The 22,157-nt window shown below is 70.7% G+C and carries 21 protein-coding genes and 4 pseudogenes; 12 read left to right on the plus strand and 13 right to left on the minus strand.

Going from position 1 to position 22,157, the window contains the following annotated elements:
* Positions 1-424: 424 nt before the first annotated feature.
* Positions 425-787: pseudogene (locus ACWC1K_RS00695) on the plus strand (FAD-dependent monooxygenase); the annotation flags it as partial.
* 134 nt (positions 788-921) lie between these two features.
* Here ACWC1K_RS00695 and ACWC1K_RS00700 read toward each other — a convergent pair.
* A pseudogene (locus tag ACWC1K_RS00700) lies at positions 922-1,143 on the minus strand (PIN domain nuclease); the annotation flags it as partial.
* A gap of 174 nt (positions 1,144-1,317) precedes the next feature.
* On the opposite strand from ACWC1K_RS00700, the gene ACWC1K_RS00705 reads away from it, so the two are divergent.
* The 3 genes and pseudogenes from ACWC1K_RS00705 to ACWC1K_RS00715 form a co-directional block, all read left to right on the plus strand.
* Positions 1,318-1,584, plus strand: coding sequence for a ribbon-helix-helix domain-containing protein (locus ACWC1K_RS00705; protein WP_450827573.1), 267 nt, complete (start codon positions 1,318-1,320; stop codon positions 1,582-1,584).
* Positions 1,581-2,024: a PIN domain-containing protein gene (locus ACWC1K_RS00710; RefSeq protein WP_450827575.1), complete on the plus strand. Its 444-nt coding sequence runs from the start codon at positions 1,581-1,583 to the stop codon at positions 2,022-2,024. The genes ACWC1K_RS00705 and ACWC1K_RS00710 overlap by 4 nt, the downstream gene beginning before the upstream one ends.
* Before the next feature lie 309 nt (positions 2,025-2,333).
* Positions 2,334-2,438, plus strand: a pseudogene (locus ACWC1K_RS00715) (flavoprotein); the annotation flags it as partial.
* Positions 2,439-2,720: 282 nt separating this feature from the next.
* Here the strand turns inward: ACWC1K_RS00715 and ACWC1K_RS00720 are convergent.
* From ACWC1K_RS00720 to ACWC1K_RS00730, 3 genes are all read right to left on the minus strand, one after another.
* Positions 2,721-5,366, minus strand: coding sequence for an RICIN domain-containing protein (locus ACWC1K_RS00720; RefSeq protein WP_450827577.1), 2,646 nt, complete (start codon positions 5,364-5,366; stop codon positions 2,721-2,723).
* 438 nt (positions 5,367-5,804) lie between these two features.
* On the minus strand, positions 5,805-6,170 hold the full coding sequence (locus ACWC1K_RS00725; RefSeq protein ID WP_450827579.1) for a hypothetical protein: 366 nt from the start codon (positions 6,168-6,170) through the stop codon (positions 5,805-5,807).
* Positions 6,171-6,184: 14 nt separating this feature from the next.
* The gene (locus tag ACWC1K_RS00730; RefSeq protein WP_450827581.1) at positions 6,185-7,441 is read right to left on the minus strand and encodes a helix-turn-helix transcriptional regulator; all 1,257 of its coding nucleotides are present in this window, start codon (positions 7,439-7,441) and stop codon (positions 6,185-6,187) included.
* Positions 7,442-7,607: 166 nt separating this feature from the next.
* Here ACWC1K_RS00730 and ACWC1K_RS00735 point away from each other — a divergent pair, with 166 nt between their 5' ends.
* The 4 genes and pseudogenes from ACWC1K_RS00735 to ACWC1K_RS00750 form a co-directional block, all read left to right on the plus strand.
* Positions 7,608-7,979 (plus strand): DUF6415 family natural product biosynthesis protein, encoded by a 372-nt coding sequence (locus ACWC1K_RS00735; protein WP_450827583.1) that lies wholly within the window; start codon positions 7,608-7,610, stop codon positions 7,977-7,979.
* Between the two features lie 974 nt (positions 7,980-8,953).
* The gene (locus ACWC1K_RS00740; protein WP_450827585.1) at positions 8,954-10,075 is read left to right on the plus strand and encodes an asparagine synthase; all 1,122 of its coding nucleotides are present in this window, start codon (positions 8,954-8,956) and stop codon (positions 10,073-10,075) included.
* The gene (locus tag ACWC1K_RS00745; RefSeq protein ID WP_450827586.1) at positions 10,072-10,821 is read left to right on the plus strand and encodes a class I SAM-dependent methyltransferase; all 750 of its coding nucleotides are present in this window, start codon (positions 10,072-10,074) and stop codon (positions 10,819-10,821) included. The genes ACWC1K_RS00740 and ACWC1K_RS00745 overlap by 4 nt, the downstream gene beginning before the upstream one ends.
* Before the next feature lie 210 nt (positions 10,822-11,031).
* Positions 11,032-11,193, plus strand: a pseudogene (locus ACWC1K_RS00750) (YdcF family protein); the annotation flags it as partial.
* A gap of 143 nt (positions 11,194-11,336) precedes the next feature.
* On the opposite strand, the gene ACWC1K_RS00755 reads toward ACWC1K_RS00750, so the two are convergent.
* A complete protein-coding gene (locus tag ACWC1K_RS00755) occupies positions 11,337-12,089 on the minus strand; it encodes a GAF and ANTAR domain-containing protein (RefSeq protein WP_450701054.1) in 753 nt (250 codons plus the stop codon).
* 1 nt (position 12,090) lies between these two features.
* Complete coding sequence (locus ACWC1K_RS00760) at positions 12,091-12,828, minus strand: ANTAR domain-containing protein (RefSeq protein ID WP_450827588.1); 738 nt, start codon at positions 12,826-12,828, stop codon at positions 12,091-12,093.
* A gap of 584 nt (positions 12,829-13,412) precedes the next feature.
* Between ACWC1K_RS00760 and ACWC1K_RS00765 the strand changes: the two genes are divergently transcribed.
* Positions 13,413-13,895 (plus strand): DUF5994 family protein, encoded by a 483-nt coding sequence (locus tag ACWC1K_RS00765; protein WP_450827590.1) that lies wholly within the window; start codon positions 13,413-13,415, stop codon positions 13,893-13,895.
* A 24-nt stretch (positions 13,896-13,919) separates the two neighbouring features.
* Here the strand turns inward: ACWC1K_RS00765 and ACWC1K_RS00770 are convergent, their stop codons facing one another.
* The 7 genes from ACWC1K_RS00770 to ACWC1K_RS00800 form a co-directional block, all read right to left on the minus strand.
* Entirely contained in the window at positions 13,920-15,113 is a 1,194-nt protein-coding gene (locus tag ACWC1K_RS00770) for a PP2C family protein-serine/threonine phosphatase (protein WP_450827592.1), read from the minus strand.
* Positions 15,114-15,191: 78 nt separating this feature from the next.
* Positions 15,192-15,692, minus strand: coding sequence for a DUF5994 family protein (locus ACWC1K_RS00775; RefSeq protein ID WP_450827593.1), 501 nt, complete (start codon positions 15,690-15,692; stop codon positions 15,192-15,194).
* Positions 15,693-15,796: 104 nt separating this feature from the next.
* Complete coding sequence (locus ACWC1K_RS00780; RefSeq protein ID WP_450827595.1) at positions 15,797-16,801, minus strand: STAS domain-containing protein; 1,005 nt, start codon at positions 16,799-16,801, stop codon at positions 15,797-15,799.
* Between the two features lie 454 nt (positions 16,802-17,255).
* A complete protein-coding gene (locus ACWC1K_RS00785) occupies positions 17,256-17,672 on the minus strand; it encodes an ATP-binding protein (RefSeq protein ID WP_450827597.1) in 417 nt (138 codons plus the stop codon).
* Between the two features lie 182 nt (positions 17,673-17,854).
* Complete coding sequence (locus tag ACWC1K_RS00790) at positions 17,855-18,349, minus strand: DUF5994 family protein (RefSeq protein ID WP_450701047.1); 495 nt, start codon at positions 18,347-18,349, stop codon at positions 17,855-17,857.
* Positions 18,350-18,943: 594 nt separating this feature from the next.
* On the minus strand, positions 18,944-19,207 hold the full coding sequence (locus ACWC1K_RS00795) for a hypothetical protein (protein WP_351472818.1): 264 nt from the start codon (positions 19,205-19,207) through the stop codon (positions 18,944-18,946).
* Positions 19,208-19,506: 299 nt separating this feature from the next.
* A complete protein-coding gene (locus ACWC1K_RS00800) occupies positions 19,507-19,851 on the minus strand; it encodes a hypothetical protein (RefSeq protein WP_450828070.1) in 345 nt (114 codons plus the stop codon).
* Positions 19,852-20,221: 370 nt separating this feature from the next.
* On the opposite strand from ACWC1K_RS00800, the gene ACWC1K_RS00805 reads away from it, so the two are divergent.
* Genes ACWC1K_RS00805 through ACWC1K_RS00815 form a run of 3 tightly spaced genes read left to right on the plus strand, consistent with a single transcriptional unit; the run spans position 20,222 to position 22,153 of the window.
* A complete protein-coding gene (locus ACWC1K_RS00805) occupies positions 20,222-21,232 on the plus strand; it encodes an acyl-CoA desaturase (RefSeq protein ID WP_450827599.1) in 1,011 nt (336 codons plus the stop codon).
* Between the two features lie 46 nt (positions 21,233-21,278).
* Positions 21,279-21,716 (plus strand): DUF5994 family protein, encoded by a 438-nt coding sequence (locus ACWC1K_RS00810; protein WP_450827601.1) that lies wholly within the window; start codon positions 21,279-21,281, stop codon positions 21,714-21,716.
* Positions 21,686-22,153, plus strand: a complete 468-nt coding sequence (locus tag ACWC1K_RS00815) for a DUF5994 family protein (RefSeq protein ID WP_389072327.1) — start codon at positions 21,686-21,688, stop codon at positions 22,151-22,153. Before ACWC1K_RS00810 ends, ACWC1K_RS00815 begins: the two co-directional genes overlap by 31 nt.
* Positions 22,154-22,157 lie beyond the last annotated feature (4 nt).

Raw genomic sequence — 22,157 nt, forward strand, 5'->3', positions numbered from 1 at the left:
ACCACGCCCACCGAACTCGCCTACGAACACCTGTCCGCGGCCGGGCCTTTCGTGATCGCGCATCTCGCCATGCCCCCTGCTCCTGCACGGCCTGCCGGACGGCCGGTTCGGTCTTCACCGGGTGGCGGGTGAACTGCGTTGCCCGTGCGCCTGGTTGTTGCGCCTGCTGCTTCCCTCAGGTCAGTGTCGAAGCGACCACAGCGGCGCTCATACCGACACCCGTCTGCCGTGGCCCGGCCCGCGCCTCGCCGCGCAGAACCGTCGCTCGTCCACTGTGTCGTACGACGCGGCCCCCCTCTCGGCGTATGGCCCACCGCTGCCTGAACGGCCGTAGACGGCCGGGCGGCGGTTGGCGTGTTCGCGCACGTATTGCCTGAGAGACCACATTCACGGTGGCCCAACGGGCCGCCACCTGGGGGAATTCATGTCCACGACGGTCGTCGTGATCGGGGCGGGCCCGTGCGGCCTGTCTACCGCCGCGCACCTCAAGGCGCGCGGTCTGCACGTCAGGGTGTTGGGCTCATCGATGGCGAGCTGGGCCGAGAGCATGCCCGTGGGCATGCTGCTGAAGTCTCCGCCGAGCGCGTCGGTGCTGTCCGCGCCGAAGCCCGGCGTCACGCTGGACGCCAACGCCCGGCAGACGGGGGAGCCGCGGCTGACGGGACACGACCCGGTACCGGTCGAGACGTTCGTCCGGTACGGGCGGTGGTTCGCCGAGCAACTGGTGCCCGAAGTCGAGAACGTGCGCGTCCTGGGCGTCGACCGGCAGGCCGACGGGTTCCACCTCAAGCTGGCCTCAGGCGAAGAACTGCAGGCCCAGGCAGTAGTGGTCGCCAGCGGGATGGACGGCTTCGCGCACGTCCCCGAGCCGCTCACCGCCCTCGTCCCGGAAGGGCTCGTCTCGCGCAGCTCCCACCTGGCTCATTTGCCGGCTTCGGGGCCGTACCACTGGAGTGCCTGGCCTGTGACGGCGGCGATGCACTCGAAGCCGCGGTCGCGGTGCAGCAGGGTCAGACCCTGCAGTTCGGCCGTGGCGGCGACCACGAGATCGACGGCCCCGGTGCTGCGGTGCTCTCCGCGGTGGGTGAGGATCTCCTGGACCTGCCAGGCGCGGTCGTCGACAGTCACCCAGCCGAAGAGCAGGCACTCACCCCAGGCACACCGACACGGAAGCCGAACCCCATGACGTACCCCTCTCCCCAGAAACAGTCTGGGACCCGAAAGGGGCGTGTGAGGTCGGCTCGGCAGGTCCTCGGCAACACGACATGGGGAGGTGTACCGGATACATCAATCCGGTACATGGACTACTCTTGGTACATGTCCATGAAGCGCACCAACGTCTACGCCGACCCCGAGGACCTGGCCATCATCAAGGAGGCCGCCAAGCGCCGGGGTATAAGCGAGGCCGAGATCATCCGCCAGGGCATCCACCTTGCAGCGATGGCGAACCGGGTCTGGGACGAGCCGCTGTTCTCACGCACCTTCGAGGGCCCGGGGCGCACGCTCTCCAAGTCGGAGGTCCGCGACACGGTCACCGACGCCGTCCGGCGTGGGACCGACTCGGGGTCCGGATCCGCCGCGTGATCATTGTCATCGCCGATACGTCCGGCCTTCTGGCAGCGCTGGACTCGGCTCACCCGGAGCACCGGGCGGCGAACGAGGCGATCATGGCGGCGGGCCTGCTGGTCATGTCCCCGCTCCTGCTGGCCGAACTGGATCACGTGGCGACGCGTGAGCTGGGCAGGGAGGCTGCCGTCAGCGCGGTCGACGACCTGCGGCGCTGGATGAGCCGGGGTCGTGTCGTCCTGCCGGAGATCACGGAGGACCACCTGGGCGCCGCCCAGTCCGTCCGTGTCCGCTACCGCGCGCTGGACCTCGACCTCGCCGACGCGGTGAACGTGGCGCTTGCCGCCGATTACGACACGGACGCGATTCTCACCCTCGACCGACGGGACTTCCGGGCCGTACGCCCGCTGGGCCGTTACAAGGCGTTCCGGGTACTCCCCGACGACCTCCCGCTCTGACGCAGGGCCCCGGCGGTCAAGTGCCCGCTTCTACAAGGGGCTTGTGCCCGCCCACGCAGCATCGGCCCCTCTATGAACAAACCCCAGGTCACTGACCTGGGGTTTCGTCATGGAGCGGGTGACGAGAATCGAACTCGCGCTCTCAGCTTGGGAAGCGACGGCGCTTGCGGAGGGGAATAGCTTCTGACCGGGGTGTATGTGCTGTGACGTGACGTCCGAGGGCGCAGAACCGCACCGCTGTTGACCGTGGTTCACCGGTCTTATGGGCACGCTATGGGCACGCCATCGGCTCGGAGGCGCGGGGAGCACCCCACCTTCAACACGGTCAACAAGTGGGCCGCCGGCATCTGCGACACGCTCGCCCTGGGCATCCTGTGCGAGGCGTACGGCATGGGCATCCCGACCGCTGTCCTGAGAAGGGGGCGAGCGTAGCCGCGGATGCCGCCGCTTGCCTCGCTCGCGTACACCGCCCGCTCGAACGGCTCGCCATCCTCGATCGGCCGCATGCGCATGCCGCACATGCGCCCGCCGTACGGTCTTCTCGACGTCCCCTGCCCGGTAGGGCTTGCCAAGCCTCGTTCACCCGTCACAGCTTGACCTGCACCGCCGGCCGAGTGGTGAAGGCGACGGGCGGTCCGCCAACCACGGTGGGGCCGCAGGCCGTTGAGCCTGCGGCCCCTTTAGGAGGTCGGGATCTCAGGAGGGGTCGCCGTACTGGAGACCGCGTCCGTTGGTGCCGATGTAGACGCGGCCGAAGGTGTCGGGGTCGCCGGTGACGATGCCGATGCCGCTGATGCCGCCCCACTGGTGGGCGTCGTCGTTGACGCGGAGCCAGGTGGCGCCCTTGTCGGTGGAGCGGAACACTCCGGCCACGTCCTTGACGGTGCCGATCATGTACAGCGCCTGGTACGAGGCGCCCGGTGCGGCCTTGCCGAAGCCGAGGGCGGAGGCGGACTGCACCGAGGAGAGCGTGGTGAAGCTGCGGCCGCCGTCGGTGGAATGCAGCAGCCCCTTGCCGCCGCCGGAGAGCCACAGGTCACCCGCGACACCGGGGACGGCGCTGAGCTTGCCGCTCGGCAGGTTGGATGCGCGGGCACCGAAGGTCGCGCCGCCGTCGGTGCTGGCGTAGAGCGTGCCCTTGTTCAGCGAGTAGAAGGTGTTGGCCGAGGACCGGTCGGCGACGACCACGGCATCGTTGCCGAGACCGCTGACCCTCGACCAGCTCGCGCCCCGGTCGGTGGAGCGGTACGGGGCCAGGCCGGCCTCGGCCCAGACGAACGTGGAGCCGTCCGCCGCGATCGCGATGTGGCCGCTGTCCGCGCTGGGCACCGGCTCACCCTTGAAGCCGTTCCAGGTGTGGCCGCCGTCGGTGGAGAGGGCGCCGTCCTGCTTGCCGCCCCGGCCGACCCGGACCACCAGCGAGGGGTTGGACTGGGCGAAGTCGACGGAGGTGCTGTTGTACATCTCCGGGTTGGTCAGCCGCCCGGTGGGCTCCTTCGTCAGGTCGTCGTACACGAAGCCGCCCTGGTCGCCCAGCGAGGTGATGAGGGCGGCGGCGCCGGGCGGGGAGACCGCGTCGTAGTACGCCGTCTCCTCCAGCCCGCGGGCTCCGATGAACCAGTGGCTGGTGCCGCCGTTGTCGGTCGCGTTGGCGTCGTTGCTGGCCCAGATGCCGTTGCCGGTCCCGTACAGCACGTGCCCGGAGTCGAACGGGTCGATGCTCAGCGCGGTCATCCAGTGCCCGATGCCGGTGCCGAGGTACGGGGCGATGGAGGCGTTTCGCACGGACTTGTCGGACTGGGTCTTCCAGGTCGCACCGCCGTCGGTGCTGCGGTAGACCTCGTCCTGCGGCCACCAGCGGTCCAGCGTGGTGACCATCACCGTGGACGGCTTCTGCGGGTCGACGGCCAGACCGCCGAAGCCGTAGTTGCCCTGGGACGGCGAGATGTTCTTCCACGCCCCGCCGGCGTACTTCCACACCGAACCACCCGACACGTTGTTCGGGCCGGTGTTGTTGGAGTACGACACGTATAGCGAGCCGTCACCGGAGAGCACGCCGTGCTGCGGCACCTGGCCGGTGGGCTGCCCGGAGACCGCCTGCCAGGAGTTGCCGCCGTCGGTGGACCGGTACAGGTTGGTGGACCTGTCGGCGACGCCGACGTAGATCGTGTTGCTGCCGGCCGGGCCGTACGTCACGAAGGAGATGCCGGTGCCGAAGCTCGCGCCGTCCTTGACCGGGAACGAGGAGACCTGGCTCCAGGTCTTACCGGCGTCGGAGCTGCGCCACAGGCCGTTCTTGCGGGTGCCCAGCAGCAGGTGGTCGTGGTTCGCGGGGTCGATCACCAGGCGCTCGCCCGCCCCGCGGGCGTCCTCGTTGCCGCCCAGCTTGAACGGCAGGTCGGTGCGCTGGAAGGTGCGGCCGCGGTCGGTGGAGCGCAGGAGCGCCCCGTTGCCGGCCCACTCGTTGGTGTAGGTGCCGGCCGCGAGGTAGAGCCGTTCCGGGTCGACCGGGTCGGTGGCCAGCGACTCGATGCCCAGCAGGTTCCAGTCCTTCTCGCCGAACTGGTCGGTCAGCGGGATCCACTGCTCGGCCCCGGTGTCCCAACGGTACGCGCCACCCATGTCGGTGCGCGCGTACAGCAGGTCCTTCTCCTTCTGGTTGAAGACCAGGCCGGTGACGTAACCGCCGCCCGCCACCGGGGCGTTCTTCCACACATACGGTCCGGCCGCGGCCGTGGTCTGCGCGCTGCCGGTCCCGGACGCCTGGGTCTCGGCTGTTTTCACCAGCTTCCACTGCTGGTTGGTGCCGCCCGTGCCCGGATACTGGATGACTGCCGCGCCGTCGGCCGTGGAGCCTCCGGAGACGTCCAGGACCTGGCCGCTCCTACGGGAGGTGAAGGTGACGGCGTCGGAACCGCTCACATCGCTGATCCGCCACTCCTGGGAGGTGGCGGAGCTGTCGGTCTGCTGCTCGGCGGCGGCCGTCTGATCGGTGGAATTGCCCGCTATGCCCAGCACTTTGCCGCTGTTGCGGTTCACCAGCTCGTAGTAGCCGTCCCCGGTGGACTTCAGCTTCCACTGCTGGTTGGCGGTGTTCTGATCGGTCCACTGCTGGATACGGGTGCCGTCGGCCGTGGAGAAGCCGTTGACGTCCAGCACCTTGCCGCTGCGCACGGAGACCAGCCGGTAGTAGGCGCCGGCGTCGACCGTCGCAGCCTGCGAGTCCTCCTGCATGAACAGGAGATACGGCACGACGATGGCGGGCGCGCCGACCAGCACAGCGGTGGCGGTCCAGCGACGGCGGTGACGCCCGCGGCGCCTGCCGTTCGTGGGGTTGCTCATGGGTAAAGGCTCTCCTTGCGGACTGTGCACGAGGGGGGGGACCTGGCCACCGGGCTGGCCGGATCCACTCCCTTGTGGTCGCAGGAGCCGCAAAGGGTTGCCGCGAGCCGAGAACTTCTTGACGGGAGTTTTCCTCCCCGATCACGGCAACCTTTTTGTGCGCACGGCGGCAACTGACGGGTAACCGGGACCGGGACCAAGGCTCACTGCGCCGAAGCGTCCGCCACCGCGTACATCAGCGCCGTCCAGGACTGCCTCAACGTCCCGCGCTGCACGGGCATCACGGTGTGGGGCATCCGCGACAGCGACTCCCGGCGCGGCCTTGATCGGGCGCATGAGAAGAGGACGGCGGCCGTCGCGTGCGGGTCGACGAAGCGTCGGCACCAGCACCATCGCAGGCAGCGCACCCAGGGGCGTTCAACTCCAGCGGGTGCGCGGCTACTTCGAGGCGTCTTCGATTGCCTCGAAGATGTCGGCGTCCGTCTCCTTCTGCCAGTCGGGCAGGTCGGGCCAGTCGGCGACGTATCCGGGCTTGGGGTCCTCGAAGTGCTTGTACATCTGGGCGGTCCAGCAGGTGGCGACGAAGCGGCTCTTCTGCTCGCGGGTGAGCCTGGAGGCGTGGCGGTCGCTGAGGTCGAGGAACTGTCGCACCTGGTCGTACACGGCCCCGGCGGCCCGGCGCTCCCACTCCGGGGTGTCTTCCCAGGGGGTGATGTAGCCGGGCTTGGGTTCGCCGGGGAAGTGCTTTCGAACGCCGGTGATCCAAGCCTCGCGGAACACTCGTGCGCCCTCGATCTGCGACATGCCTTCCCCTCTCGTCACGTCGTGCACAGTGCGTCGATCTCGGCGCCCAACTCGACCACACGGGCGTCGCGGGCGAGGGGGCCGAGGTCGGTTCGTAGCCCCTGGAGTTTACGGGCGACGTATCCGGAGGACGTCGCTCGGGCGAGTTGCAGGGCCTCGCGGCCGTAGGTGAGGACTTGGTCCGGGTCGTGCCGCTTGGCGCCGATGGAGGCGAGGTCGGTGAGGATGGCGCCGCGGCGCCGGAAGGATTGCCCGGAGGCGAGTACGTCCTGGCGCAAAGCAGCGGTGAGGGCCTTCTCGGCGAGGTCGAGGCGGCCGAGTTGGAGGTAGCGGGCGCCGCGTTCCTCGGCGAGGCGGGAGCCGTCGAAGCGCAGCCAGCCGCCGTTGTGGAACGAGCCGCCCAGGTCCGTGACCTTTTCCGCCTCGTCCAGGGCGCGCTCGCAGGCGGACAGGTTCCCGAGTCCGGCATACGCCTCGGCTTGAACGGAGGCGACCCAGTGGCGGGTGGACAGGGAGCTGTCTCCTCGCCGCGCCACCCGCTCAGCCGCCGAGAGTGCGGTGGCGGCCTCGGCGTAACGCCGTTCGTACAGATCGACGTATGCGTGTCGGACCAGGGCGCATGCCCAGAGGTCGTACGACTGGGCTTCCTTGCTCGCGGAGGCGGCGAGCGTGTAGGACGCCGCTGCGTCGGTGTAGCGGTTGCCGTCGAAGGCCAGCTCACCGGCGAGCTGGAAGAGGTCGCCGGCCGCGCCGCACAGGGCCTGGGATTCAGCTGCCGGCTGGCCGTCGAGGGTGTCGTTGAGCGTGGTGAGCTGGTCGCGGACGATCGGGTACACGGAGCCCTTGGCGCGGGCGAGTTGATACACCTGCCACAGGTGGCCGTTCATGCGCAGGAAATCCTCCGACATCCCACGGTGGGCTCCGTCGGTGAGGGCGGCGCTGTCGTCGGCGGGCAGGGCCACGAGGGCGCTGGCGACGGCTATGGCGCGCAGAAACTGGCGTCGGATCATGTCGTCGAGGTCCCCTGAGCCGTGGTGGTCGCGAGGCGCCGACCCTGCCGGCGCCGGACGGGCTGCTTGTGGCTGTCCCACCAGGGCGTCGAGTTCGTCAAGGTCGAGGTGCAGCAGCTCGGCCAGCCGTGGCCGTAAGGGCGGCTGGGGTGTGGTGGTCCGCGTCTCCCAGCGTCCGATCGTGCGCCGGTCGACGCCGAGGGCGTGCGCGAGCTCTTCCTGACTGTAGCCCAGCGCCCTGCGCCGCTCCGCAAGCCCCATGCCGCCCCCTTTCCACGTTCCCGTCCGTGTCTACCCTGGCGGCGCTGATCTGTCCCATGAGTGTCCCAGGACTGCCTCATGGATGCCGTGGTCCGCGCCAACCCGCTCCGGTTTTCTGGACGTTGTCAGCCACGACAACAGTGGACACCGGAGAAGGGGTGCGGGCATGGGAACACAGAGCGCCACGTCGTCCGAGGCGGCGCAGCTCCCGATCGTCCTGGAGGCGGTCGACGAGAGCGTGGCCACGGCGCTCGCCGTCGGGCTGGCGATGCCCGATCGCCCGGTCATCGACGCGACGACCCGGAACCTGGTCAGCCACCTCAGAGCGCTGATGGCCGAGGACCTCGGCTTCGACGAGGACCCAGCCGTGCAGGCGCTGTTCCGGGAGGGCTACCGGATCCTCGACCTGACGCGCCGGCCCACCGCGGAGTCCACCCACTTCGGCGCCTACCAGTACATGCGTGAGGTCGGCCTGCTGACCAGGCGGTTCGCCGACGTCTATCGCGAGACGCAGGAACAGGATGCAGCCGATGGCTGACGAAGCCCCCACCGATCTGCCCATGCGCCAGCCCGGAGCGACCCTGTCTGAACAGGAGTGGGCACGACGCCTCTTCATCAGTCCACCCGGCCTCCGCCCAGTGGCTGCTGTCAGCTCTGATCATCGCCTCCACCGCACCGGTCGCCTGGGCCTTCTGGTACCTCGACCGCTCCTAGCCCTCGACGGGCACTCACTGACTCCCGCTCTGGCCGCGCGAGCCCTCAGGAAGACCCGGTTCCCCGCCGGGGCGGGCTCCACAACTCCCCAGCGGCCAGAGCGGGATCCCATCAGGCAGCATCACCGGCGGCACCCTGCCGCCTTGGCAGTCCCCTCGATGAGCTCCCGTCCCGGTCGCCGGCCTGCCCGCGGCCGGGACGGGGCCAGGGCTCCGCACTTCGCGGGGCTCATCCACTCACCTCGAAGGAGAAGAACGACCATGAACATCGACGAACTGTTCACCGGCGACCTGATCACCGGCGTCCCCAGCATGGACGCGGCGCTGCTCGACAAGATGCCCGGGGGTGGTGACAACAACGGCGACCACTGCAGCTGATCAGCCCGTGAACGCGGTGGAGCAGGGCCGAACGCCCTGCTCCACCGCCCCATGACCGAGGGGGAAGCAGGTGCTTTCGTTTCGTGTGCGTCTGGCCGACACCCGGAGCACAGCGTGGCGCTGGGACACAGACCGGTGGGTCAGCGGGCAGAGCTGGATCAGACCCGCTCACGTAGCCGCCCTGGAAGCCGAGCTTGTGCCGGGCGATGGATCCGGCGTCCACGCGCTGGTGAGGGAGGACAAGGGCGGGGAGGTGGACTTCACGTCCCTGTTCCTACGCCCGGGCGAGGTTCAGGTTTCAGCGGGCGTGTTCGGCACCGCGCCGCTGTACCTCGTCGCGGCCGGAGAAGACCTGTACGGCTCCTGGGACTTGGCTGACCTACGGCTCCACCTACGACCTGATCGACTTAATCCCCGGGCCATGGCGCGCACCTTGACCCGTCGACACCGCTACAGCGCCGACACCCTCTTCGACGGTGTGTACCGGCTCACGGAACGCGCCACGGCCGTCTTCACGACCGCGGGACTCACGATCCTCTACCCCGAGCCCGCCCAGCACGTACTGGAACCCCGAAGGCTGCGCCCGGGTGTTGACCCGGTGGACGCGTTCGATGTGCTGCTGACCGAGGTTGCGGCCGGGTGGCGTTCTACGGCGAGCTGCGTCGGCGTGGAGGTGTCCGGCGGGGCCGACTCGGGCAACGTGACTCTCTCCACTGCCGCAGCCGGCTTCGGCTCCGTCCACACATTCGGCCTGCTCATGGCCGGCCGGATCGGTCGGCTTCAGCAAGACCGACGTCGCATGCTGGTGGATCACCTGGGACTGCGGGACACCGCCATCCCGGCCATGCAGCATCCGCCGTTCGTGCCCGGTGGGGTACGGGGCCGCGGATTGCCGCACGACCCGGCAGGAGCCTTCTACCAGGAGGCGTTCGACGTCTTGTGCGGGCACGCGGCCGCCCACGGTTGCGAGGTGATCTTCACGGGCGGTGGCGGGGACGAGGTCAACGCCTGCCACTCCCGTACGGACGCCGAACTCCCCGCTGCAGAGCCCATCCCTTGGCTCGGGGACAAGGCCGTCGAGGCCCTGGTTCAGGTGGACGAGAACCTCGCCCCCATCCCTGTGCTCCCGGTGCCCACGCTCATGGCCTTCGGCCTGCACAACCCGGCCTATCTGAGACTCGGAATCTGGCCGGTGGCTCCGCTTGTCCACCCCCGAATGGTTCGTTTCATGGAGCAACTGCCCCACGAGCACAAGGAGGGCAAGGCGATGTTCCGCGACCGCCTGCGGCGTGCCGGACTGCCCGAATCCGTCGCGGCCCCGAACGAACCGGAGAACTTCCTCGCGGTCATGGAGTCGGGCCTGCGAAGCTACGGCCTTCCCCTCCTGGACGACATGCTCCGCGAGTCACTGCTGGTCGACCTCGGCTACGTTGATCCCGTCGCCCTGGCCCGAGCCCGGGAGCACGCCGAGCGAGCCCCCGTGGTGCCTGACTTGCTGTGCGACACACTCGCCCTGGAAGTCGGACTCCGGAGCCTTGCATGAGCAGCCTGGACATCGTGGAGGCAGAACGCCTCGAAGCGTCGAACCTCTTCTACCGGGACCCCACGCTGTACGATCACGCGCAGGCTGACAGCGACAGCGCGAGCCTCTGCCGGGAACTCATCGACCGGCACTACCCCGAAGCCCGCACACTGTTGGACTTCGGCTGCGGCACCGGCAGGGACCTGGAACTGCTGGCCCAGCACTTCGACTGCATCGGCGTTGATCTTCAGCCCGGCCTGGTCGACTACGCACGCCGCACCCGCCCCGAACTCGACTTCCGGGTCGGGGACATGCGCACCGTCCGACTCGGGCACACCACCGACGTCCTGGTGTGCCTGGGCAACTCGCTCGCCTACGTGCACGACAACGCTGATATCCGGGCAGCGTTCCAGACCTTCGCCGCACACGCGCACCCGGACACCCTGCTCGTCCTGTGCTCCCCGGTAGCCCCGATCGAGTCTCCAAGCCCTCAACAGGCCCGCGTAGAGACCCCCCTCGGAGCCGCCACGGTGACCATCAGCTACCAGTGGGACCTGCGGACACAGATCAACACCATGCGCCGGCACTGGGTGTTCGACTCGGGGGAGGAGTGCCACGATGCCATCCGGCGGCGTGTTCTCGGCCCTCGTGAACTGGAGCTGCACGCGCTCCTCGCCGGTTTCGAGGTCTTTGAGATGGTCAACGAAACCGGCGAACAGCCTGTCCTGGGCCCAGGCGCCTACACGGCGGCTCGCTATCAGGGGTGAGGCTCCGGCCAATGCTGCTGCAGTATGACGAGTTGGGTCATCGCCTGAAAGCCGAGGACTCCGCTTGATCGGCAGGCGGTTGCTCGCTGACCTCGACTGGGCAGCATGGCGGGAAGGAAACGGGGTCGCCCTTCAGCACATGCTGAACCCTCAGCCGCCCAGCATCGAGGGCATCCGGAAGGACCAGCAGGGATGAGCCAGGGAGTGCCGGTGCCGGAGCACGAGCAGCGCCAGATCACCGACGAGCAGTTCCACGACGCGGTGCTGATCCGGGACTACCACCGGATGGGCCACGAGTGGCGGCTCTGCTCGGCGGCGATCGGCCTGGGCAGCCCCGACCTGGGCGTCGCCACCACGGCCGTCGTCCTCTACCTGGGTGTGGTCCAGAGTGTGGAGCTCCGCCTCGTTGGTTCCGGGGAGTGCGGCTCGCGGTCGCCGGTTTTGGTCACCGATCCGGGCTGCCGTTGGGAAGGGGTGGCCCGGCGGAGGAGGATGGACACGACCTCGGCAGCTCCTCACCGGTGCAGAGCGTCGGGGGACAGACGGTGGGTGAGGAAGGAACGGGCCAGGTCGGGCAGCAACTGGCCGTGGGCGGCGGCGTGTGCGCGCAGCCGCAGCAGGGCCTGGTCGATCGGGATGTCGAGTGCGGCGGCGAGGTAGCCCGTGGCCTGGTGGACTTCGGCACGGTAGAGCCGCAGGTCGGCGCCCGGTGCGGTGTCGCCGGTCGGATCGCCGAATTGGGTGACCAGTACAAGCAGCAGGATCTGTGCCAGACCGTGCAGGGCGTCGAGGCAGGCCGGGGTGAGCGGGCCGGGGGTGGTGCGGTAGCCGGTGAGGACCCCTGCGGTGGTGGCCCCGATCTGCAGGGGCAGCGCCACGATCGTGCGGGCCGGGGTGCGGGCGGCGGCCGGCAGGAACAGCGGCCAGCGGGCCGGGTGTGCAGCGTGCAGATCCGGTTCGGTCACCGTCCGGCCCTCTCGGGCGGCCTGGAGGGTGGGGCCGTCGCCGAGGGTGTACTGCAGGGTGTCGAGATCGATACCCAGGCCCTGCGGCGGGTCTGCCCACAGCAGTTCGGGCCGGCCGTCCCGGGTGACGGCGTTCAGGGTGAAGGCGTGCAGCCCGAACAGGCGAGCGCTGCCAGACGGCAGTGCTCGCGACGGTCCCTCTCCGGCGCGGACCGCGGCGTGCGCACGGGCCAGTAGATCGGTCAGGGCGTCGTCGGGTCGCGGGACATTCCGGGATCCAGTGTCCTCCGTGTCGCGAGGCACGTCACTGGATGATAGTGAGTTCGGCGGGGATGTCCCCCCGCACGACCTGGTGGGCCAGGTCGGTGAGTTTCTGCCGTCGGCAGCGGGCGTGCCCGCGCAGCCGCCCGAAGGCGTCGTGGACGTCGATCCCGAGCCGGGCGGCCAGCACGCCCTTCGCCTGCTCGATCACGATGCGCGACTGCAGGGCGGTCTCGAGCTGGGCGATGGTCTCGTCCCTGGAGATCAGGCTGTGGCGGTGGTGCAGACAGGCCCCGGCGGCATCGGCCAGCACCTGCGCCCGCTGCAGACCGTCAGGTGTGATCGGGTGGGGCCCGCCATGCAGCAGGTTCAGGGCACCCGGTGTGTGCTGGGCGACGCGCAGCGGTACGGCGGCGACACTGGTGAAACCCGCGGCCGCCGCCCGTGGGGTGAAGCCGGGCCAGCGCTGCGATCCGGGGCCGCCCGGGTGCAGCGAGACCGGTTCGAGCATGCTTCCGGTGCGCGCGCTGTCCACGCAGGGGCCCTCACCCAGGTCGAGCTGAGCCTCCTCCAGACGCCCGCACGCCTCGTCGGAAGCGGTCAGGTAGTCGACCCGGCCGGTCCCGTCGAGGACGGTGACACCGGCCGCGTACACGCCCGCGAACCTCACCGCATACGCCGTCAGATCGTGCAGCATTTCCAGGACATCGAAACCGTCCGTGCGCGAGCCCAGATCGAGCACGGCCCGGGCCAGCAGAACATCGTGGGGCACGGCAGACATCACAAAGATCCGTTCCGTCGCCTCCCGGGACGCACGGCGAGCAGATGCCGGGGTACAGACACACCCGAAGAGGCCACCGTTTGAAGGGTTCGGCTGATGGCAGCCGTGTCATGCCCGCTGACGGAACGCTCCGAATCTCGCCTCGTTTCCTGTCCACCGTCCGAGCCGCCCCTCACGACCGGATCCACGGCCCGGGCAACTCACGGTACGCAGCCCAGCGTATTACCGCCTCCGCATCAAAGCCTTCGCCGCATTCATATCGGCGAAGTCGATGGCCTACGTCGCCGACAGCCGACTGCCCGGCCCAGCCAAGTCCAGGCAATGGTTCCGAGCGCCGTTCTTCGGCGTACTCCCGCTACGTCCAACCGTCGAGTGACACCTGAGAGCCCCCGCGGAGACAGTCGTGGAGGGCGCTTGCGGCGACCCGTTGGGGGCTTCGGCAAAGCCGGTCCCCCGGGGCCGTCCGGCAATCGGCCGGTCGGCCGCCTGAGCGCACACGCCGCGGGTCGCACGCCGTACCTGGAGTAGCGTGGTCAGGGCGAGGTGAATTCTGCTTGCATCGGATCCCGAACGGGTGGTCCACGATGGCCGACTCCGACGCATCCCCTGGTTCCGGGGAGCTGCCGAGTGGTGTGCACCATGCCGTGCGGCCAGGGAGTGCACTGCTCCGGCTGGAGACGTCGGCATCGCGCGAAGGCATCCTCGACGGGGCGTGGTGGCCACGGTCGCGTGACATCGGTGCCGAGCTGCCCGCGCTGCTGAGCGCCCTCACCGAGCACCTGGGGCCTGTGACCCGCGTCGGGCTGGATGCCACGGCCTGGGAGGGGCTCAGGACACGGATCGTCGTCGGTGACCACGTGGTACACGTGGACTCCTTCCCGGTGAGTGACGACACGGTCCTGATCACCCGGAGCGAGGGTGACCTCTTCTCGCTGCTGGTGGTCCCACCGGACACGCCTCCCGAGGCCGCCCGCGCTGCGATGGCACAGGCTGCCCTGGCCGGCAACGTCAGCGAGGCGGGGCAGATCCTCATCGACACGGGAAGCGGTGAGAGGCCGTCCGGCTGACCTTCCTCGTGGCCGCTGGTGCGGTCAGCCGCGCCACTCCACCAGGAGCAGCGTCGCGTCGTCCGTCGTGTGTCCGCCCCGCGCCCGCTTGAGGGTGTGCGACAGGGAGCGCGCCACCGCCCGCACCCCGCGGCCCGTTCTCGCCAGCCGGTTCACCCAGTCGATCAGCTGGTCCTCCCCGAACTGTTCTTCACCAGCCGTGTGTTCCTCGATCAGCCCGTCGGTGAAGCAGAGGACGCGGTCTCCGCGCTCCAATCCCAGCTCGGTCACCTCCGGCGCAGGCCCGCCCAGGCCGACCGGAAGGGTCGTGGGGGCGAGCAGCCGACGCACGACGCGGTGATCGCGTACGAGGATCGGTGGCGGGTGGCCCGCATTGACCAGGTGCACTCGCCCCGTCGTCGTGTCCAGCCGCAGCATCTGGGCGGTGACGAAGTGGTCCGGGCCGAACTGGTGTGCCACGGCTGCGTCCATGGCGGCGTAGATCTCCGACAGGCCGGTGCCGAGGCGGCGGGCGTGACGGTAGGCGCCGATGGCCACGGTGGCCATGGTGGCCGCACCCAGGCCGTGCCCCATCGCGTCGATCATGGCCACGTGGAGGATATCGCCGTTGAGGGCGTAGTCGAAGCTGTCTCCCGCCACGTCGTAGGCGGGCTCCAGGATTCCGGCCACGGCGACCCGCGGCATGATCATGGCCAGAGGCGGCAGCAGGGACCACTGGATCTCGGCGGCGACGCTCATCGGTTCTCCACGGCGGGTGGAGAAGAACAGGTCGGAGTAGCCGTGCTTGGTCACCAGCAGGTCGGCGACCAGGCCGGAGAGCCTGGCCAGCAGCCTTCGGTCGTCGTCATCGACCCGGTCCAGCGTCACGGACATGATGCCCACCTGGTCTCCGCCGTCCAGCAGCGGCAGGTGGATCCGTACACCGTCGTCCTCGGGCACCTCGACGGGCCGGGCATCGAGAAAGCACCGGCCCGCGGCGGAGGCATCGATGTCCTGTGCATCCCCGCCCACGAGGCCCTCACCGTGCAGAGGTACGAGCAGCAATTGGCCGTAGTCCTGGAGCAGCACCTGCGGACGGCGGCCCCCCAGCCGCTCCACCACGTCGGCGACCAGCGGGCCGATGAGATGGGGCGGGAGCTCGTGCGCCCGGTCGAGAACCGCCCCCAGAAGGGCTTCCCCGAAGCTCTCGGAGCGGTCCGTGCCCGGTGCGGCCGTCATCCGCTCACCCGCCGTGATCCACATGGACGCGGGCGGCGGGGTCGGGCCGGTGAAAGAGCTGCACGTCTCATCGCTTCATCATGGGGCGTGCAGTTCCCCGGCGCCCTCCCGGCCGAAGCCGTCCTCGACACGTGCCAGGGTGCGCTGGGCCGACAGCGGGTTCCGCGGATCGGCGGCGGCGGTCAGCAGGCGCTCGGCGGTTCCGGCCGGCTCGTCGGGCGGGACGACCAGCAGCTCCCAGCGCCCCACGGTGCCGCAGTCCAGGGTGATGGCATGCTCCTCGGCGGTGGCGTCGCTCAGGACGACCTCGATCACATGGTCGGGCGCCGACACGGTCAGTGGCGCGTCGGGCCAGGCCGCGGCGCCCACCGTGACGCGGGTGACCGTGCCACGGCCGGGGTCGAGCGAGCCCACCAGCGCGGGCAGCTCCAGTTCCAGGGCGTCGCAACGCGGCCACCACGCTCCGTCCAGCGGGCCGTGGCTGGCCTCCGGCGTGAGCCTCAGCCGCGCCAGCGGCATCGTGTACGTGTGGGCCTCATGCGGAGGCACGCCTCCGGCCGGCGGTGTGAGGGAGTCCATCGTGCGATCCCGTCCGGGCGGCCCGCAGCCACCCTCGTTCCGTCACTCGCCGGGAACGGCGCTGCCGTGATCGTGCGCCCGACATGCTCTCGGTGCCACCAAGGCTACGCCCGGCCCGGACGGGCGGCCCGAGGCGCCGGAAGCGACGGCCCGCTTCCCCGGAACAGGGTCAACACGCAAGGAGCGCTCCGACCGGGCAGCCCGACCATCTCCCCGAGGTTCCGCCACCCCCACGAGTCGTAGGCGGCCTGCCCGGCCCGGTCGGCCGGACTCAGCAGGGCCACTCCGAGCTCGGTGCGCTCATCGGCCAGCAGACGCTGTTGCAGACGGCGTCCGATGTCGCGGTGCTGTGGGTGCCGGTGCGCCACGACCTGGGTGAGGAGCAGGAACCGGGCACAGCCGGTGAGCCGTTGGATGCTTTCCTGCAAGCCCCGCTCGGACGGGCCCACGGGGCTCACCGGGAATCCGAAGACGCATCCCACCAGCACCGTCGTCTCGGCGAGGAGCAGCGCGAAGCCAGGCCGTCGGGCGCTGACGGCAAGCCGCCGCAGGAGGTCGCCCCGTGCCCGGTACACCTTTCCGGAGGAGCCCGCCACAGACGCCACGGCCAGGTCGGCGATGTCCTCTCGTATGTCCTCCGCCTGCCGACGGGTAAGTCTGCGCAGTCGGATCGCGTCCGCGACGACCGACGCACTGGCGCAGTCACCAGGGGGCAGTCTCCCGGGCGCCGGCGGAACCGCCGCGATCGTGTCCGGCAGACCGCGGAGCAGGGTCGGCGGCACAGGATGTGCCGGGGACGGTAGGAGCAGGGGCGCGGAACCGGTGGCGGCGAGGAGCTTGGTGATCTGCGCGCACGGATGGTGCAGGTGCAGATCGGCGTGTACGCGGCCGGCATGCCGTGACGCCGTCAGGAAGACGTCCAGCCCCTTGGCGTCACACGAGCCGACCGTGGTCAGATCCACGTCGATGGCGGTCATGCCGTCGCGCAGGCACTGCTCCAGCGCGGCCCGCAGCAGGGGCGCCGTGGCCGGCCAGATGTCGCCGACAAGGGTGACGAGGGCCCGCTCCCCCCGGTCACGCCGGTGGATGTCCAGGCGCTGCACGTCCATCACCCCGCCCTTCGGCAGGGAAGCACAACGACCAAGGGAAGGTACGGAGTTGCTGTGATCGCGGCGGCCATGACGCCGACCTGTCTCCGCACCGCCGCTCGGACGACCCGGGGTTGGTCTCTCGCCGAGGACGACCCGGCAGGACGGCCGGAGTGCGTGATGCCCTCGGTATCTCCACCGTACTCCGCCGGCCACCTCGACCCGCAGCAGCGGACGGGTCCACGGAACGAGCGCACCGCCTGCCGGGCACTCATGAAGACATCCGGGGCAGACGGCCCACTCGTGAGGCACACTGCCGTACCTCACGCCGCCCGGGTATCCGGTGAGGGCGGTCTCACACAAAGCCGCCACAGGTAGGCGCGTTTCCGCTCACGCAGGGCCCTGAAGACGAAGCAGCGCCGGAAACTCGGGGTACGTTCAGGCTACGCCTGGCCTGGGAGCGACGCCCGGGCCGTCACAGGGCCAGGACCGCGCGCACTCTGTTGCCGCCCCCGCTGACCGGATCGATGTCGAGGCGCTGTGCCAGGCATCGCACCATGGCGAGGCCCCGCCCGCTCTCGCCCGAGGTCGTCAGCGGTCGCACGCGGGGCCGGCCGGGGCTGTCGTCGTAGACCTCGACGGTCACCTGCGTGTCGGACGCGTGCAGGCGCAGGCGGCAGGTGCCGCCGTGTCGCGTGGCGTTGGTGACCAGTTCGGAGACGATGAGGGTCGCGTCGTCGATGTGCTCGGCGTCGAGCCCTGCCGCCCGGCGCTCGGGCCGGGCGAGGAACTGCGAGGTCAACTTGCGTGCCCTGCCCGCCGATTCGGCCTTGTCGGGCAGGAGGTACTCGACTCGTACGGAACGCCGATGGGTACGCCGATGCGCACGCATGGCGGATCACTTCCCCTCCTGGGCCACCGACCGCCATGGCCGTGGCCACTCGCCGGGCCGCGGCATGTCCTGCCCGGCCGGGCCTGTCCCCTCCTGATGCCCCGCGGGGGTGATCGCCAACCGGAAGCAGGCGAGTCACTCATCGTCTCGTCGGGGCGGGTGCGGCGGTGCAAGCGCGGTGGTCACGTGTCTTCTGCCGGAGGACTTCCTCCCGCATCCTCCAGGAGCGCGCTCGCCGTGAGGTGAAGCGCGGGATCGGCCGCGGCCGTCATCAGCCGCCCGGCCGTGGCCGCCCCGGTCCCGGGCGGGACGATCAGCAGGTCCCGGCGTCCGACGCCGTAGGAGAAGAGCCGGATGGCGTGCGGGTCGAACCCGGACGTGTACCACGTGGCCCGCACCGTGTGACCGGCGACGGGCAGCTCGCACGGCGCCTGCGGCCAGGCACTGCGGTGCGCGGCCATGCGCGTCACACGCCCCCACGATGTGTCGAACGCCTCGATGAGAGCGGGCAGTTCGGCGGGAAGGTCGTCGGAACGGGGCCACCAGGCGCCGCTCACGGGGCCGGGCGGAAAGGTCGGCGGGCGCAGGGTGAGCCGGGTGGGACGAAGTGAGGAGGGGCGCTTCCGGGAGGAGCGCTTGCGGTCGGGCGAGGCGCGTCGACCGGTGGGCGCGTTCATGTCGCGGTCCCTGTCTCCGGGCCGCCGGGCGACGGGCCGGTGTCGTGGTGCGCCGAGAACGACGCCGACGGGGGACGGCGCACGGGAAACTCCCGGTTCGCTCCACGCTACTCCGCCCCGGTGCGTCGACAGGCGGGCCGACCGACGGATTCTCAAGGGTCGTCATGGGTTCCCACCCGGGGAGAGTCCGCATAGGCTTGCACGATTCCGCCGCGCACAGGATTTCGTTCGGAACGCACGACGTTCGGCAGCCCCTCGGCTGCCAGTGCCCCGAGAACCCGGGCAAGGACCGATTCGCAGCTCCCACAGAGCAGTCGGCTCTCGTTGCCCGCCCGGTCGGCTCCTTTGCTCGCCTCGCCCTGCTTCCCCTCGTCGCGTGACCGGCACGGTGATCTTCCGCTCGCCGTGGCACGGTCCGATGTGGGGCACACGGCTCCCGAAAGCGCACCGAGACCGGGGGGAATCGGCCGCGCGGGGAGCCCAGGGCGGCCGTCGTCGGGGATCGGACGCCCGACGGCGGCCGTCGGAAGGCGCGTGCACGGAATGCTCCCGATGACTTCACGCTCCCCCCGAAGAGGCCGGACGGACGTCGCCTCACTTACGTCGGCGGTCCTCCCCGGGGGAGCGGCTGGTCTCCAACCAGGACCGCGCCGGTTCCGCCGCCCGCGTCGTGTCCACGGCGAGCTCACGCCGCGTTCCTCCCCCGGCGCCCGCGGGGAAGCGGCGATGCTCGGTGGCCGCGAAGCAATGGCGGAGAACCTCCGCAACGCGACGGGCGACCTCGGGGGAGGCGGCGACGATGCGTACCTCGGCGCGTCCGTCCGGGGGTGTTTCCGTGGGCCACCAGGCGCCGCTCACCGGGCCGGGCGGAAAGGCAGGTGGGCACAGGATGAGCCTCGCCGGACAGCGGGGTGTATGGGAGGGTTCTCACCCGGGGCGAGTGCACGTAGGGCTACCGTGTTCGGCCGCCCGTGGGATCCCGCGGGAACGCATACCGTTTGGCGGCCTGAGGCTGCCCGCGCCCCATGACCCCGGGCAAGGACCGATTCGCAGCCCCTGCGGAGCCGGGTGACCGGCGGCGGCCGCCGGATGACGCGGTGCCGGGCACGCCCCGGCGCGCGGCGGTACATCGCACCCACCGCCGGTCCCGTGGCCCCCTAGGCGCGCAGCAGCCGTCCGGTGATCTCCCGGTACTCCCGCAGCGCGAACCGTAGTTGGGTGGACTGTGTCTCGGGGTCCAGGGCCGCCCAGTCCGCGCGCAGGGCCCGCCGCCGCTCCGCGAGGGCGTTCACCAGCTGGGCGGCGGCTTCGTCGCACGCGCCCGCTGCCTCCTCCAGTGCCTCGCGCGGGCTGTCCGCGAAGGTGTTGACGGCATGTCCGAGGCGGCGCACGATCTCCTCCCGTCCGTCCGAGGGGAGCAGCGGCTCCGGGCCCGTGGCACGGCGTCCGACGGGGCCCGAGGGCCGGTCCGCGGGCTGCTGGGCGCGTGTCCGGTCGTACATCGTCGTGTGTACCGCTTCCATGGGGACGGGTGTCACCGTGCGAAGGCGCCGTTCGCCTCCTGGACGGCCTGCCGCAGGCTTCCGGAGACCCGGTCGGCCCTGCCCTTCCTGGCCCTGCGCCGTGCTGCCGGTCACCGTCCGGCGACGGTTGGTGGGCGTCAAGGCGCCGCCGGCCCGGAGGTACCTGCCGGAGGGTGCTGACCAGCGGTGTCCGGGCGTTCCCCCGCACGAGGAGTACGGTGGGCAGAACGAGGGTGTGTCGTGCCGATCCGACAGGTCGTCTCCAGCACACCACCCGCCCCATGGGCAGCCCGTGACCCCGGCCGCACTTCCGTCAGAGCGGCCTCATCGAGGGCAGGAGCCCCGTCCCATGTCACTCAGTCCCACCACGCCTGTCACGTCTGTCCCGGCACCCCCGCCGGACACCGTCCCGCCGCCGCAGACCTACGACGGCACCTCCCCCTTCCCCTCGGACGGCCCGTTGCCCGCGCGCGACGGCGGGGAGCGGCTGTACGTGGCCGTGACCGCGGTGATCGTCGTCCTGCCGTTCGTGGCCCTCGGCCTGGCCGGCCGGCTGCTGTGGGGCAGCCTGATCCACCCGGCCGACATCGTGCTCGCCGCCGTCCTCTACACGATCACGGGCCTCGGCGTCACGGTCGGCTTCCACCGCGGACTCACCCACGGCGGCTACCGTGCCGCCCGTCCCGTGCGCATCGCGCTCGCGGTGGCCGGTTCGATGAGCTTCCAGGGCGACGTCATCGGCTGGGTCGCCACCCACCGCCGCCACCACGCCTTCACCGACCGGCCCGGCGACCCGCACTCGCCGTACCGCTACGGCACGCATCTGCGCGGCCAGTTGCGCGGGCTGCTGCATGCCCATGTCGGCTGGCTGTTCCGCAACGACCGTACGCCTCCGGAGCGTTACGCCCCCGACCTGCTGGCCGACCGCGACATCCGGGCCGTCGCCCGCGCCTTCCCGCTGCTGTGTGTCCTCACGCTCGCGCTGCCGTTCGGGCTGGGCTGGGCGATCGGCGGCAGCTGGCTGTACGGCGTGACCGCCCTGCTGTGGGCGGGACTGGTCCGCATCGCCCTGCTCCACCACGTCACCTGGAGCGTCAACTCCCTCTGCCACCTGATCGGTGAGCGTCCCTTCCGCACCAGGCGCCACGACCGGGCCACCAACCTGTGGCCGCTCGCCCTGCTCTCCTTCGGCGAGAGCTGGCACAACCTCCACCACGCCGACCCCACCAGCGCCCGGCACGGCGTCGACCGCGGTCAGCTCGACCCGTCCGCCGCCGTCATCCGCCTCCTCGAACGCCTCGGCTGGGTGCACGACGTGCGCTGGCCGACGCCGGAGCGGGTCGCGGCCCGTCGCGCCTGACGTCAACCACCCACTCGCGCACGGCCAGTCGACAGGAGCCCGGCCCATGACCACCGCACTGCAACCCCCGCTTCCCTCCCACCCTGTCCTGCGCCTGCGCCTGGCACCCCACGGCGACCTGCCCCGGGCCATCGACGGGGCGTGGTGGCCGCGCTCCTACGACCTCCTCGTCGAACTCCCGCGCCTGCTCGCCGGGTTGCCACGGGAGTGGGGTCATGTCGCCAGCGTCACCGTCAACGGGGCGGCCTGGCCCGTGACGGCCGGCCGGATGTTCGTGTCCAACCAGGTCGTACGACTGCACAGGACCCTGGCCGCGTCCGCCCCGCCCACCGTCGTCCTGCTCGCCCCCGGCCGGGGGCGCTGGGACCTGCTGGTCGTGCCCCCGGACACGACCGCAGAGGCCGCAGAACCGCTCATGGCGGCCGCGGTGGCCGACATCGAGGGAGGTTCGCCATGGGTACCGGACCCGGTTCCCCGCGGGTGACCCCGCTCCCGCCGGACGCCGTCCACCGGGCCGTGAAGCCCGGTACGGCCGTCGTGCGGCTGGAGACGACGGATGACCGGCGGGGCGTTCTCGACGGGGCGTGGTGGCCGCGCTCCCGTGACATCGCGGCCGAACTCCCCGCCCTGGTCACGGCGTTGACCGAGCTCCTGGGTCCCGTCACACGGGTCGGCCTGGACGCCACCGCGTGGGACGCGCTGCCGACGCGGCTGGTCGTCGGCGACCGCGTGGTCCGCATCGACTCCTTCCCGGTCGGCGACGACACCGTCCTGGTCACCCGGGGCGATCAGGACCACTTCTCCCTCCTCGTGGTCCCGCCGCACGCGACGCCCGAGGCGGCACGCGCCGCGATGGCCGAAGCGGTACGCGCCGACAACGTCACCCAGGCCGCACAGATCCTCATCGACACCGGGACGTGAGAGA

It is taken from the genome of Streptomyces sp. NPDC001492 (assembly GCF_053597275.1).

Bases quoted from the DNA above. Each gene is read 5' to 3' on its own strand.
- ACWC1K_RS00815 (WP_389072327.1), top strand. From the start codon at position 21,686: ATGGGTACCGGACCCGGTTCCCCGCGGGTGACCCCGCTCCCGCCGGAC.
- ACWC1K_RS00760 (WP_450827588.1), bottom strand. From the start codon at position 12,828: ATGTCTGCCGTGCCCCACGATGTTCTGCTGGCCCGGGCCGTGCTCGAT.
- ACWC1K_RS00780 (WP_450827595.1), bottom strand. From the start codon at position 16,801: ATGGACGTGCAGCGCCTGGACATCCACCGGCGTGACCGGGGGGAGCGG.
- ACWC1K_RS00730 (WP_450827581.1), bottom strand. From the start codon at position 7,441: ATGGGGCTTGCGGAGCGGCGCAGGGCGCTGGGCTACAGTCAGGAAGAG.
- ACWC1K_RS00805 (WP_450827599.1), top strand. From the start codon at position 20,222: ATGTCACTCAGTCCCACCACGCCTGTCACGTCTGTCCCGGCACCCCCG.
- ACWC1K_RS00810 (WP_450827601.1), top strand. From the start codon at position 21,279: ATGACCACCGCACTGCAACCCCCGCTTCCCTCCCACCCTGTCCTGCGC.
- ACWC1K_RS00790 (WP_450701047.1), bottom strand. From the start codon at position 18,349: ATGAACGCGCCCACCGGTCGACGCGCCTCGCCCGACCGCAAGCGCTCC.
- ACWC1K_RS00770 (WP_450827592.1), bottom strand. From the start codon at position 15,113: ATGACGGCCGCACCGGGCACGGACCGCTCCGAGAGCTTCGGGGAAGCC.
- ACWC1K_RS00800 (WP_450828070.1), bottom strand. From the start codon at position 19,851: ATGTACGACCGGACACGCGCCCAGCAGCCCGCGGACCGGCCCTCGGGC.
- ACWC1K_RS00775 (WP_450827593.1), bottom strand. From the start codon at position 15,692: ATGGACTCCCTCACACCGCCGGCCGGAGGCGTGCCTCCGCATGAGGCC.
- ACWC1K_RS00720 (WP_450827577.1), bottom strand. From the start codon at position 5,366: ATGAGCAACCCCACGAACGGCAGGCGCCGCGGGCGTCACCGCCGTCGC.
- ACWC1K_RS00705 (WP_450827573.1), top strand. From the start codon at position 1,318: ATGTCCATGAAGCGCACCAACGTCTACGCCGACCCCGAGGACCTGGCC.
- ACWC1K_RS00725 (WP_450827579.1), bottom strand. From the start codon at position 6,170: ATGTCGCAGATCGAGGGCGCACGAGTGTTCCGCGAGGCTTGGATCACC.
- ACWC1K_RS00785 (WP_450827597.1), bottom strand. From the start codon at position 17,672: ATGCGTGCGCATCGGCGTACCCATCGGCGTTCCGTACGAGTCGAGTAC.
- ACWC1K_RS00745 (WP_450827586.1), top strand. From the start codon at position 10,072: ATGAGCAGCCTGGACATCGTGGAGGCAGAACGCCTCGAAGCGTCGAAC.
- ACWC1K_RS00765 (WP_450827590.1), top strand. From the start codon at position 13,413: ATGGCCGACTCCGACGCATCCCCTGGTTCCGGGGAGCTGCCGAGTGGT.
- ACWC1K_RS00735 (WP_450827583.1), top strand. From the start codon at position 7,608: ATGGGAACACAGAGCGCCACGTCGTCCGAGGCGGCGCAGCTCCCGATC.
- ACWC1K_RS00740 (WP_450827585.1), top strand. From the start codon at position 8,954: ATGGCGCGCACCTTGACCCGTCGACACCGCTACAGCGCCGACACCCTC.